Annotated in this window: 11 protein-coding genes; 4 read left to right on the top strand and 7 right to left on the bottom strand. The window is 56.0% G+C overall.

Annotation, left to right across the window (positions count from 1 at the left end; translation table 11 throughout):
* Positions 1 to 145: 145 nt before the first annotated feature.
* The 4 genes from trmD to ffh form a co-directional block, all read right to left on the bottom strand.
* Positions 146 to 907 carry a tRNA (guanosine(37)-N1)-methyltransferase TrmD gene (gene trmD, locus V8L70_RS03360; RefSeq protein WP_336268967.1) on the bottom strand — a complete coding sequence of 254 codons (762 nt, stop codon included), beginning with the start codon at positions 905 to 907 and terminating at the stop codon, positions 146 to 148.
* Between the two features lie 101 nt (positions 908 to 1,008).
* Positions 1,009 to 1,554 carry a ribosome maturation factor RimM gene (gene rimM / locus V8L70_RS03355; protein ID WP_008958728.1) on the bottom strand — a complete coding sequence of 182 codons (546 nt, stop codon included), beginning with the start codon at positions 1,552 to 1,554 and terminating at the stop codon, positions 1,009 to 1,011.
* A 61-nt stretch (positions 1,555 to 1,615) separates the two neighbouring features.
* Positions 1,616 to 1,864, bottom strand: coding sequence for a 30S ribosomal protein S16 (rpsP, locus tag V8L70_RS03350; protein ID WP_336268851.1), 249 nt, complete (start codon positions 1,862 to 1,864; stop codon positions 1,616 to 1,618).
* A 288-nt stretch (positions 1,865 to 2,152) separates the two neighbouring features.
* Positions 2,153 to 3,580 carry a signal recognition particle protein gene (ffh, locus tag V8L70_RS03345; protein WP_071695239.1) on the bottom strand — a complete coding sequence of 476 codons (1,428 nt, stop codon included), beginning with the start codon at positions 3,578 to 3,580 and terminating at the stop codon, positions 2,153 to 2,155.
* 390 nt (positions 3,581 to 3,970) lie between these two features.
* Here ffh and V8L70_RS03340 point away from each other — a divergent pair, with 390 nt between their 5' ends.
* On the top strand, positions 3,971 to 4,768 hold the full coding sequence (locus V8L70_RS03340) for a cytochrome C assembly family protein (RefSeq protein ID WP_336268850.1): 798 nt from the start codon (positions 3,971 to 3,973) through the stop codon (positions 4,766 to 4,768).
* 104 nt (positions 4,769 to 4,872) lie between these two features.
* A complete protein-coding gene (locus V8L70_RS03335; RefSeq protein WP_336268849.1) occupies positions 4,873 to 6,147 on the top strand; it encodes an HlyC/CorC family transporter in 1,275 nt (424 codons plus the stop codon).
* 17 nt (positions 6,148 to 6,164) lie between these two features.
* Here V8L70_RS03335 and V8L70_RS03330 read toward each other — a convergent pair whose 3' ends face one another.
* Together V8L70_RS03330 and V8L70_RS03325 are read right to left on the bottom strand one after the other, a co-directional pair.
* Positions 6,165 to 6,773 (bottom strand): 1-acyl-sn-glycerol-3-phosphate acyltransferase, encoded by a 609-nt coding sequence (locus V8L70_RS03330; protein ID WP_431313213.1) that lies wholly within the window; start codon positions 6,771 to 6,773, stop codon positions 6,165 to 6,167.
* Positions 6,774 to 6,826: 53 nt separating this feature from the next.
* On the bottom strand, positions 6,827 to 7,441 hold the full coding sequence (locus tag V8L70_RS03325) for a TetR/AcrR family transcriptional regulator (RefSeq protein WP_008958733.1): 615 nt from the start codon (positions 7,439 to 7,441) through the stop codon (positions 6,827 to 6,829).
* A gap of 191 nt (positions 7,442 to 7,632) precedes the next feature.
* Here V8L70_RS03325 and V8L70_RS03320 point away from each other — a divergent pair, with 191 nt between their 5' ends.
* Positions 7,633 to 8,319: an SOS response-associated peptidase gene (locus V8L70_RS03320; RefSeq protein ID WP_008958734.1), complete on the top strand. Its 687-nt coding sequence runs from the start codon at positions 7,633 to 7,635 to the stop codon at positions 8,317 to 8,319.
* Positions 8,319 to 11,207 carry an insulinase family protein gene (locus V8L70_RS03315; protein WP_008958735.1) on the top strand — a complete coding sequence of 963 codons (2,889 nt, stop codon included), beginning with the start codon at positions 8,319 to 8,321 and terminating at the stop codon, positions 11,205 to 11,207. Before V8L70_RS03320 ends, V8L70_RS03315 begins: the two co-directional genes overlap by 1 nt.
* A 34-nt stretch (positions 11,208 to 11,241) precedes the next feature.
* Here V8L70_RS03315 and sbcB read toward each other — a convergent pair whose 3' ends face one another.
* Complete coding sequence (gene sbcB, locus V8L70_RS03310) at positions 11,242 to 12,735, bottom strand: exodeoxyribonuclease I (protein ID WP_008958736.1); 1,494 nt, start codon at positions 12,733 to 12,735, stop codon at positions 11,242 to 11,244.
* Between the last annotated feature and the right edge of the window lie 38 nt (positions 12,736 to 12,773).

Raw genomic sequence — 12,773 nt, 5'->3', positions numbered from 1 at the left:
GGAGTCGTTATGGGTGACACAGGTGCGTTGGCTAGTTATTCAAACATAGACTTCTATGTAAGCTACTGCCGTATTCGCCCTGCACCGCCGCTCTGGTTCAAGCAGTTGAAAACAACCTAGTTAATAAAACTAGTTGAAAAACAAGCTACTTAGTGGACAGAGCGTGTTCCTCGATAAACTCATTTAGCAGCTTGCGCTGTTCGGCATCTAACGTTCGCCCTTCCAATAGGTCTGGACGGCGTTGCCATGTCCGGCCTAGCGACTGCTTTAATCGCCAACGCTTGATAGCTGCATGATTACCGCTTAGCAACACATCTGGCACTTGGCGCCCGTCAATTATTTCCGGACGGGTATAGTGCGGGCAGTCTAGCAGACCGTCATTAAACGAGTCTTCGACAGCGGAATCCTGATGGCCCAGCACGCCGGGTATCAGCCTTGCCGCTGCATCGATCAGCACCATCGCCGGCAGCTCACCGCCGCTCAGTACATAGTCACCAATCGACCACTCTTCATCAATGTCACTCTCCACCACGCGTTCATCAATGCCTTCATAGCGACCTGCCACGACCACTAAAGGCCCGGCGGAAGCCAGTGCTTGAACGCCCTGCTGATCCAGCTTGCGCCCTTGAGGCGATAGATAGATCACCGTCGGCACTAAACCGGTGGCTAGTTGCGCCCGCTCACGAGCCGCAAAGATCGCTGCGCGCAGAGTATCGACTTTCATCAACATCCCTGGACCACCGCCATAGGGGCGGTCATCTACGCTACGATGGCGGTCAGTGGCGTAATCCCGCGGGTTCCAAAACTCCAGTGCGACACGCTGTTTCTCTACCGCTCGCCCGACCACGCCCTGTTGCGTTAACGCGTCGAACATTTCGGGAAACAACGACACCACACCAATCCACATTGCAGGCGCTACTGCTTCACTCTCCGCTGCCGGAGCGTTGCCACTATCCAACTCAGTTGAGCCGGAAGATGTATCATTACTCAAACTGTTCATAAGTTTGGTCAAAACTCAGGGTCCCAATCGACGACCATGCGGCCCTCTTGGGAACTGATTTCAACAATGACATCATCTGGCAAAAATGGCAGCAGTCGCTCGCGCTTGTCGATTGCGTCTGAATCGCCGCGAACCACCATGACATCGTTGGCGCCGGTTTCAAACAGGTAGCTTACCCGCCCTAACCGCTCGCCGGCCTGAGTGAAGACCGTCATGCCTTCAAGCTCATGCCAATAGTATTCGCCGTCAGAAAGCTTAGGTAGTGTTTCTTTGGGCATCAGAATATCCGTTTGGGCTAAGGCTTCCGCCGCACTACGGTCATCGACCCCTTCAAGCTGCACTACAATTCCCTTGCCCTGTCGACGCCCCTGAACAATGCTCATGCGCTTAAGGGTTTCGCCTTGGCGCACCCACCATTCCGGGTATTCGAGAATGCTGTCCATCGGGCTAGTGTAGGAGTACACCTTGAGCCAACCTTTCACCCCATAAGGGCTAGTCAGCTTGCCTAGCACCACATGCGTGTCGTCAGTTTGGCTTATTTCAAAACGCGTCATTGACGACCTCAGCTAACCCAGCATTCATCTAATGTCACACTACAGAACCCACAATGCAGGCTTACGCCTGTTTGCGTGCTTCTTTAACCAGCTCAGCAACACGACCAGACAACTGGGCGCCTTGGCTCTGCCAGTGAACAACGCGATCTAGGTCAACGCGCAGACGCTCTTCCTGACCACGGGCAACCGGGTTGAAGAAGCCGATACGCTCGATGAAACGACCGTTGCGGGCGTTACGAGAGTCAGTAACGGTCAGGTGGTAAAAGGGACGCTTCTTGGCGCCACCACGGGCCAAACGAATGGTAACCATACGATAACTATCCTTCGGTTGAGGTTACGAGAGTGTGTTTATAGCGCAAACCGCTATCGGAACACTCTTCGTGCTGTTTTCTTGGCGCTAAGCCCACATAAGGCACGCTTAGTACCATTAAGGCCTTCACTGAGACTGTTACCGCTACGTTTTAACGTATTTTAGGCAACACCCACGCATGAAGAGGCCGCATTCTACGCAAATGCGCTCGGCTTGGAAAGCCTGACAGCCAGAAAACTCACAGGCCGTCAACCTCACCAAGCGCATCAGCACGTTACTGTTAGTGTTTTAACGCCGCGGCAATCCGCCTGGGCCACCCATACCGCCCATGCCGCCGGGTCCGCCCATTCCTCCTGGCCCGCCTGGGCCACCGCCGCCCATCATGCCGGACATGCCGCGCATCATTTTCTGCATGCCGCCCTTCTGACCTGCTTTCTTCATCATCTTCTGCATCTGCTTATGCTGCTTGAGCAGACGATTAAGATCAGGCACTTGCAGACCGGCACCCGAGGCAATGCGGCGCTTGCGCGAGCCATTGATAATATCGGGCTTGCGGCGCTCTTTAGGCGTCATTGAGTTAATTAGCGCTTCCAACTTGCCCAGTTCTTTCTCGGGACCGGGACCTTGAGCCATCTCAGCCATCTGCCCCATGCCCGGCAACTTGCCCATTAGGCCGCCCATGCCGCCCATCTTCTTGAGCTGCTGGAGCTGGTCACGAAAATCTTCCAGGTCAAAGCCATCACCCTTCTTGACCTTTTTGGCCAGCTTCTCGGCTTTGGACTTATCGACGGTGCGCTCGGCTTCCTCGATCAGCGACAGCATATCGCCCATGCCCAGGATGCGCGAGGCAACCCGGTCTGGGTGGAAAGGCTCTAGGGCATCGACTTTTTCACCGACCCCCATAAACTTAATGGGCTTGCCGGTAATGTGGCGTACCGACAGCGCCGCGCCACCACGAGCATCACCGTCCGCCTTGGTGAGGATCACCCCAGTTAGCGGCAGCGCTTCGCTAAACGCCTTGGCGGTATTGGCGGCATCCTGGCCGGTCATGGCGTCAACGACAAACAGCGTTTCCTGAGGCGAAACTGCTTTATGCAGCGCCTGGATCTCCGCCATCATGGCTTCATCAATCGCCAGACGGCCGGCGGTATCAATCAGCACGACATCGTGAAACTGGATTTTGGCGTGCTTGATGGCCGCTTCGGCAATCGCTACCGGCTGTTGGTCAGAGCGTGAGGGGAAGAAATCCACCTCGACTTCTTTTGCCAGGGTTTCGAGCTGGTCGATAGCCGCCGGGCGATAGACGTCGGCAGACACCACCAAGACTTTCTTCTTCTCCCGCTCGCGCAGGTAGCGGGCCAGCTTGGCGACAGAAGTGGTTTTACCCGCGCCCTGTAGACCGGCCATCAATACAACAGCGGGGGAGCCTTTAAGCACAAAGCCGTCATTGGCTTCGCCCATAATCGCTTCCAGCTCTTGCTGGACGATTTTGACGAACTGCTGGCCAGGCGACAGGCTTTTGGACACTTCCTGCCCTACCGCCCGCTCGCGAACGCGCTCGATAAACTCCTTGATGACCGGTAGTGCTACATCGGCCTCAAGCAGTGCGCGGCGCACTTCGCGCAGGGTGTCTTTTATATTGTCGTCAGTCAGGCGAGCCTGACCCTTAATCGACTTTAACGTCTGGGAAAGACGCTCACTTAGATTCTGGAACATGGGGCCTCTCTGCCTCCGTCACTGCCGTCGGCGCGCACGCCCTGGACTAATTAGTAAAAAGATTATACGCGCTCATGCTTTGAGTCTCCATGGGAGAGTGCTAGCGATCCTATTGCAAACGACCAGCGCAAGTCGCCATCTGACCGCCATGGATGGCGGAAATGCCGGAATGGTCGGGAACATTTTCCGGCCATCGCGAAAGACCCTTACTTACAGCCCTCCCTGGTATTCATAGATACTTACTCCGAGTCTTTACCTCTTTTCCTACGCTTGCCCTGCTGGGCGACGCCGCTTGGATTAGTTATAGTAGTTGGATAGATTCTCGTCGCAATCACACTTAATTCGTTTATTTATTCACAGCAACGCGCTGCAAGGCGCACGGATAGCATCATGCAGGCGCTCCCTTTCGCCACGATTGCTTTTGTTTTTTATGTTGCCGCTGCCATTTGGCAGGGCATGACGCTGTTCCGGCGCGTGCCGCCCCGCCAGGGCATGGTGCGCCTGCTCGCCGTGCTGGGCTTGCTGCTGCATATTCCTGTGGTGGTCAAATTAGTCGGCCAGTCCCCTGGGTTTCTGCCCGGCTTTACCACCAGCGCCACGCTACTGATGGCGGTGGCGGTTAATGTTGTGTTGGTAGCCAGCCTGTTTAAACCGGTGCTTAATGCGGGCATTGCGCTGTTTCCGCTAGCAGGTATTGCGCTCATTGCCGCCACTTGGCTACCGAATCAAGGCGGCCATACAGGGCTTACGCCCGGCATTTTGCTACATGCCGTGAGCTCTGCCCTAGCGTTTGCCGTATTGGCCATTGCCGCCGCACAAGCCGTGCTGGTCGGCCTGCAAAACCAGGCGTTACGCCATCATCATATTCGCGGCATTGTGCAGTCGTTACCGCCGCTGACCACCATGGAGCGGGTGCTTTTTGAACTGGTCTGGGCGGGCATCATTTTATTAACGCTCTCCATCGCGAGCGGCCTTATTTTTCTGGATAACTTTTTTGCCCAGCACTTGGCGCATAAAACCGTGCTTTCGCTGCTGGCTTGGGTAATCTTCACGACACTGCTAATTGGTCGTTATCGCTTTGGTTGGCGCGGCATGCGTGCCGTGCGTTGGACACTCGGTGGCTGCGGCCTCCTCGTACTGGCCTATTTTGGCAGTAAGTTCGTACTTGAGGTTTTACTCAATCGATAGCTACTCAACCGCTAACTAGGCGTCACCACGCCTTTGGTTGTCTTGACACACCACTCGCTACCTTCTACAAATCGAGCCTAATACGCCACAAAGGACTTTTCGACTTGAGCGACGACTTCCCCCTGGGGTTACTGTTCGGCCTGCTAGCCTTACTGATAGTGCTTTCTGCTTTTTTCTCCAGCTCTGAAACCGGCATGATGTCGATTAACCGCTACCGCCTGAGCCATCAGGCTAATAGCGGGGATCGCAGAGCCAAACGGGTCATGCGCCTGCTCACACGCCCAGACCGCCTGATCGGCGTTATCCTGATCGGCAATAATTTCGTCAATAACTTGGCAGCGTCGATCGCCACTATTATTGCCATTCACTTCTTTGGTGACGTATCAGGGCCTGCTATCTCCACCGCCCTGCTGACCATCACGATTTTGATTTTCGCCGAAGTGACGCCGAAGACCTACGCCGCGATTAAGCCCGAGCGGATTGCTTACCCGACGTCCTATGCCCTTGAGCCGCTGCTGAAACTGCTCTACCCGCTGGTATGGCTGGTTAACGTGATGTCTAACGGCCTGCTCCGACTAGTGGGCGTTAAAAGCGTCGATAACGGCGGTGACAGCCTAACGCGTGATGAACTGCGCACGGTGGTTCGCGAAGCCGGCACGTTGATTCCCTACCGTCACCGCGCCATGCTGCTGTCGATTCTTGACCTTGAGAACGTTACGGTTAATGACATTATGGTGCCTCGCCATGAAGTCCTGGGCATCGACCTGGATGACACGCTTGAGGATATTTTGACGCAGATTCGTACCAGCCAGCACACCCGGCTGCCGGTCTATAAAGGCGACATCAATAACATCATCGGCATGCTGCATTTGCGTAATGCGGCACGCTTTCTCTCTCGGGATGAAGTCACCAAGGCATCCATTGTTCAGGAAGCCCGCGAGCCCTATTTTATTCCCGAGTCGACACCTCTCCATACCCAGCTGCTCAACTTTCAAAAGCAGAAGCGGCGCATTGGCATCGTGGTAGATGAGTATGGCGATGTTGAGGGTTTGGTCACGCTGGAAGATATTCTGGAAGAGATCGTTGGTGAATTCACCACCGATGTCTCTGAAGATGAAGAGATTCACCAGCAGGACGACGGCAGCCATGTGATCGAAGGCACCGCCAATATTCGCGAAATTAATAAGATGCTCGGCTGGCAGCTTCCTACCGATGGCCCCAAGACGCTTAACGGGCTAATCCTTGAACACCTTGAAGCTTTTCCGGAAGGCCCTGCGTGCCTGCAGATCGACAATATGCGCATGGAGATTCTAGAGATCCGAGACAATCTCATCACCTCGGCACGCTGCTGGCAAAAAATACGCCTGCCACGCCGCTAGCCAGTTACAAGCAAGTGTTAATGACGGTTGGCCAGATCCTGGTCAGCTGCCGCTTTTAACGCCCTTACCCTTGCCTCTAGAAACCGCCGCAGCGCCATATCATCGGCATCCAGACGATTGAGCGGTGGGCCAAAGTGCAAGCTGACCGGCGCCCGGAAACGCTTGGGGTATTTCTTCAGCGCCTTACCACCATGGTGAGACGTCCAGGAACCCCATAGACCCGCCAATCCAGCAGGGATTACCGGCACATCGTCCCGCGCCAGGATTGTCTCCAAGCCACGGCGAAAAGCGTGAATCTCACCATCTGGGGTCAATCGACCTTCAGGAAATACCATCACGACCTGACCCTGACGAAGGGCTGCGCTCACGTCATCCAAAGCGCGCCTGAGCGCGCCGGGGCTGCGCCGCTCAGACTCGATAGGAATAGCGCCCACCAGTTGGAACCACCACTTCAGCCAAGGGGAATCAAAAATCGGCTGATCCATAACAAAGCGCAGTGGCCGAGGGCTAGCACCGCCGAGCACCAAGGCATCCATAAAGCTTACGTGGTTACACACCACCAGCGCCGCGCCGTGTTTGGGAATATGGTGGCGCCCATGAACCTGCAGCCGGTAGCACAGGCGCATGGAGATAAAAATCAGCCAGCGCAACACTTGTCGAGTCACATTGACCCACCCCGTCACGTTGCCGCCTCACGGTGGCGTAAGCCAGCCAGAATGGTGCTCATCAGTTGGTCGAGCAACTCGTCCACTTTTAACTGCTGCCCCTGCCAGTAGCCCAAGCGCTCATTAAGGCCAAGCTGAACGAGTCCGTGTACGCTGCCCCACAGAGTGCGCCCCAATCGACGCGCTTCAAGGTCATCCAACGCAGGCTGATAGGATTTGAGCGATGCTTCCACCTGCGTAAACAGCGCTTCAATCAAATCGCTCTGGCGCTGATCAAGCTCACCCTCTTTTGCTAACGGGTAATCGAAAAGTAATTGCCAGCGGTAGCAGTCTTGTTCAGCGAAAAGCCAGTAGGCACGGGCTAGCGAACGTAACCATGGCTCAGGATCATCATCCACTAAGCTAGTAATGGTGTGCTGCAAGCGCGCCAGCGTTTCCACATTGACGTGCTGCAATAAGTTATTGAAGCTGCCATATAGTTTGAGTAGCGTGCTGGGGGCGCAGCCGACTTCCCTGGCCAGGGCACGCAGTGAAAGACCATGGACTGGCTGCTCAGCCAACCACTCATCACAAGCGTGCATGACCTGCGAATGGAGGGCATCGGGCGCATGCTGTCTAGGACGGGCCATGGCGATCTCTTAAGGTCAACGGCAAACGAGGAGGAATGCCTCACTGCACTTTAGCGGGAGTAAGGGTTACTATAGGATACCTTACATCGAACACTGTTTTCGACACTAAAACACTACAATTCGTGCTTAATTGCGCGAAGTCCCTCACATCCAGGGCCACTTCCACGACGATTTTGCTTAAGGAGATAGGCATGACGGGACGACTGCATGTGCAAAACTTACCGCTAACCCGTTTATTGCCATCGCTTGGCCTCCAGGAACCGCTGATTGAATCCCCGAACCTCGCGCCTCGACGGCCCATTTCGGCGATTCGCCTTGAGCAGGGCCAGTATCGGCTCTCGTCGGTTTTCTGGGGCCTAACGCCGCCCTGGCTGGAAGTGCTGGATCACGCACCCCACTGCGCCCGGTCTGAAACCCTGGAATCTCGGGCGATGTTTCGCGATGCTTTCGGCGCACGCCGCTGCGTTATTCCGGTGAGCGGTTTCTATGTATGGAAAACCCAATCACGCAGCAAACAGCCTTTTCTAGTGACTCAGGTGTCCCGGGCACCGCTACTGCTGGGCGCTTTGTGGTGCCGCTATCACACCACCTTAACGGCGTTCACCGACTCCTCTGCCTTGATTACCGTGCCCGCTAATATTCTGCTATCACCACTAACGGATCGCCTGCCGGTGGTCATTCCCAATCATGCGCTATCCACCTGGCTCAACCCCGATACCGATACTGAAACGCTTAACTCACTACTAGCGCCCGCCCCTTTGGAACTATTGGGCGCTTTTCCGGTATCTAAATATGTCAATAATCCCGCCTATCAGTCATCGGCTTGTGCCCACCCCACCGGGTCGATGCTGCGCTGGGCTGTGTCTCAGGAGCTGTAATGTTGCGATCCCCTTGTTTCAAGCACTGGCATCACCTGCCTCAGCGTGCACTGCTCGCTGTCATCATAAGCCTTTGGGTAGCGCCGCTTGCGTTAGGCGCCGACAATGAGGCCCTTGCCGACACGGATGCAGTAGACGCTGTTAAAGAAACAGTCACCCCGATTACCAGTCCTTATGACAGCCGCGACTACCGCGTTTTGACGCTTGAAAATGGGCTTAATGTGCTACTGGTCAGCGACCCCGAGGCAGATAAAGCAGCAGTGTCAATGAACGTACGCGTGGGCAGCGCGCAAGATCCTGATGATCTCCAGGGCTTGGCCCACTTTCTGGAGCATATGCTGTTTTTAGGCACCGAACCGTATCCAGAATCCGACGGCTACCAGCGCTACATCTCCAATAACGCCGGTTCTCATAACGCCTTTACGGCGCAGCAGGACACCAACTACTTCTTTGATATTGAGCCATCGGCACTGCAGGGCGCGCTTGACCGCTTCAGCGAGTTTTTCCTTTCGCCGCTGTTCAATGCGGATCACCTGGAAAGCGAGCGCAATATTGTTCACTCGGAGTATATGGCGCGGATCCGTGACGAATCGCGGCGTGAAAACGATGTCCTGAATCAGCTACTCAACCCTGACAACCCCACCACCGGGTTTGCCGTCGGTAGCCGCGAGACATTAGCCAGCCCACCTGAAGGCGAAACACCTCTGCGCGAGCGAGTGATTGATTTTTATCACCGGCATTACGACGCCAATGTCATGAATCTGGCCATTGTCGCGCCCCAACCACTGGATCAGCTGGAAGAGTGGGTCGCCGAACGCTTTGCCGCTATTCCCGACAACGATTTGAACGTGCCGAGTATAGAAGCGCCGTTAGTGGAGTCGGATACCCTCCCCCGCTATATCGAACGCCAATCGCTGCAAAACCGGCGCCAGCTACGCTTCTACTTCCCAGTACCCGACCCCACTGACGACTACCGTACAAAACCAACACAACTGATCGCCCATTTACTCGGCGATGAAGGCGATGGCAGCCTGCTGGCGGTACTGCGCGATGCAGGGCTTGCCGACGGTCTTTCCGCTGGCGTTGGCCGGGGCGACGGAAACGAGGCACTGTTCACTGTTTCCATCAGTCTGACCCCGGCGGGCGCCGGGCGTCTGGACGATATTGAAGCCACCCTGTTGGCGGCCATTGAGCAGCTGCGTAACGACGGCCTCGCCGAGTGGCGCTACGAGGAACAGGCAGACCTTAACGAGCAGGGGTTCCGTTTCCAGCAGCATGGTGCACCTCAGCAGGAAGCGACGCGCCTCTCCATGAGCCTCTCGCGCTACCCGGTAGAAGATGTGCAGTACGCGGCTTACCGCATGGATGGCCCTGATGCCGAGCGTCAACAAGAGTACCTGGACGCACTAACGGCGGATAATATGCTGCGCTTCTACTCAGCGCCGGACGTGGAGAGCGATACCGTGTCCCCCTGGTTCAACACTGAGTGGCGCGAGCAAACGCCCGACCAGCCTGGTCAAGCCTTAAGCGGCTTAGCGCTGCCCGGCCCCAACCCGTTTATCGCCAATGACTTAACCTTGCTGGAAGGGCAGGATGAGCACCCCAGCCTGCTGGTCGATACGCCATCATTTACTACCTGGCATATGCAAGCTGCGCGCTTTAACACCCCCAGCGTCGAGTGGCGTGTCAGCTTGCAAAACCCAACCGCTAGCTACTCCGCCCAAGAGGCAGTGCTTACCCGGCTGCTCGCCAGTTGGCTTAACGACAGCCTGAATGAATCTCTCTACCCGGCGTGGCTGGCAGGCCAATCGTTTAGCGCTTACCCGCACTCCCGCGGCATGACGCTTTCGTTCTCAGGCTGGCGGGACGGGCAAACGCCCCTAATCGAGCAGGCGATTGAGCAGCTTAAAAACGCAGAGATTGACGACGGTGCTTTTGAGCGCGTGCGTTACCAGCTGCAGCGTGAATGGCGCAACGCGCCCCAGGCGTCGTTATATGGCCAAGCCAGCCGTACACTGGGCGAAGCCTTGCTTACACCTCAGTGGTCGACTGCGGATCTACTCGCCGCCAGTGAACGCTTTGACCGTCACCACCTAGAGAATTTCCGCCAACGTTTTCTGGATGATCTCTATGTCGATGCCATGGCAGTCGGCAATCTTGATGCCGAGCTGGCTCGCGAACAAGCAGAGCTGATACGCGCCGAACTACGTCCACGCTTAACCCGCGAGGAGATACCCAGCCTAACCCCGCTGGCGGTAAATAAAGAGCACACTGTGCTTCACCCTCATAGCTCGCGAGATGAATCGTTGGTGCTGCGCTATCTGCAAGCGCGTGATCACACCCCTGAAGAGCAAGCGACAACCAGCGTGATTGCCCAGTGGTTGGATACGCCGTTCTACCAGCAGCTGCGCACTGAACAGCAACTTGGCTACATCGTTAACGCTGGCTATTCGCCCCTTCTAGAAGCACCGGGCATTGCGTTAGTGGTGCAATCGCCAGATGCCGACAGCGATACGATCGCCGAGCGGATGGATGCGTTTCTTGAGGACGCTGGCCAGCGACTCGATCAGTTAAGCGACGAAGCGTTAGCGCCCCACCGCCAAGCAGTTCACGACCAGCTGCGCCAGCGCGACACGAGCTTATCGGGCATGGCCAACCGCTACTGGCAGGCCACGGCTCTGGAAGACGTGCGCTTTGACCGCCGTGAACAACTGGCGGAATTAGCCCTTAACGTTAGCCTTGATGACATCAAGGCCCTTTGGCCATCGCTACGTGAACACATGCTAGACGTGCGTTTCAATCCAGGCGATGAACCCAGCGATGTCGCCGATTATCGGGAGGCCCGCTCACCACTGCCCAGCGTGCATGAGCAGCAAGCCACCCCGTAACACTTAATTGTAACGACTCGTTATTGATAGCGGCTCAGGCGTCAAACGCCTGAGCTGGCATCATGGCTTCGACGAACATGACCAGCTCTTCCAGAATCTGCCGCTCGCGATCAGTAAGCGTTTGCTGATTGTACTGAGCGATCTCCCGCGCAAACGCCTTTAATGTAAAGCCCGCTAGCGCAGGGTCATTAATGCGCATCCAGCGATACGCCTCCCACTGCTCACGCTCTTCGCCTTCCAAGGTGTCGGGGTAGCTACGCGCACGAAAGCGAAACAACATCTCTTCCAAGCGTGGATCTTGGAACGCAAAACGCTGCCCCACTAAGTCCCACGGCTCCATTTCACGCACACGCTCCATCTGCTGGCGGTCGGCGGCGGAAAAGAAGCTGCCTGAATAGAGCATTAGATCTGGGTCTTGCGGTGCATCTTCATAGCCTGCGTTAAATACCTCTGCGACCTTCTCAGCCACACCGCTGGCATCACGCAGGGTTTTCCAATGCTGCCGACAGGCCGTCACATCCAAGCCTAAACGTTCAACGATAGAGCCATACTCCCCCTTTTGTGGCCCATCGACATCTTTTAAGGCACTGGCAGGAAAGACCACCGGGCAGCGGTTGATATGAATCACTTTCAGCGGAATGCGTACATCGCCTTCGGCCAAATCTTGCTGACTAACAAACACACGGTCACGAATCTGTTCCACCGACATACTAAGCATATCGCTGGGATCAATGCTTAAATCGTAAACGATGACCCCGTTGGGGTTGGTCGGGTGTTCAGCCAACGGCATCACCAGGGCGCTGCAGCCACGGCTAGCGGGATAACGGCGGGAAATATGCAATAGAGGTTTGGCATTGGCCAAGTCGAGCTGCTTAGCCACCGCACGCTTACCGCGCAGGCCGAGCAAGTAATCAAACAGCTTCGCATTGCGCTCCTTGAGAAGACGCGCCAAGGCGATTGTTGCGCGCACATCGGCCACTGCGTCATGAGCCCCCTCATGGGCAATACCGTTCGCTGCCGTTAAGTGCTCAAGCTTAAAACTGGGCGCACCATCTTCGCGCAGCGGCCACTCGATGCCCGTAGGGCGCAACGCATAAAAAGCGCGCACCACATCAATCAAATCCCAGCGGGAGTTGCCGTTTTGCCACTCGCGGGAATAGGGGTCGAGCAGATTTCGGTAAAATAGGTGGCGGGACACTTCGTCATCAAAGCGCAGGCTGTTGTAGCCGACTACGCAGGTGCCCGGTTCACTCATATGGCGCTGAATTTCGCCCGCGAACTCTGCTTCAGCCAAGCCATGGCGTTGCGCTTTTTGAGGGGTAATACCGGTGATCAAACAGGCGGCGGGGTGCGGTAAATAGTCATCGGCCGGTTTGCAGTAGAGCTCAATCGGCTCGCCGATCTCGTTCAATTCGGCATCAGTGCGCAGGGCTGCGAACTGGGCTGGACGATCGCGACGCGGGTCAGCCCCGAAGGTTTCATAGTCATGCCAGAGAAAACTGGCAGGGGCAGCATTGGGTGGCGCCATGAACAAACACTCCGCTGGGCAATGAAAAGCCCAAGCGT

Origin of the sequence: Vreelandella arctica, assembly GCF_037070215.1 — a bacterium.
GTDB classification, from domain to species: domain Bacteria; phylum Pseudomonadota; class Gammaproteobacteria; order Pseudomonadales; family Halomonadaceae; genus Vreelandella; species Vreelandella arctica.
The sequence above is the reverse complement of the archived record's forward strand: the minus strand, read 5'-3'. Positions and strand labels throughout refer to the sequence as shown.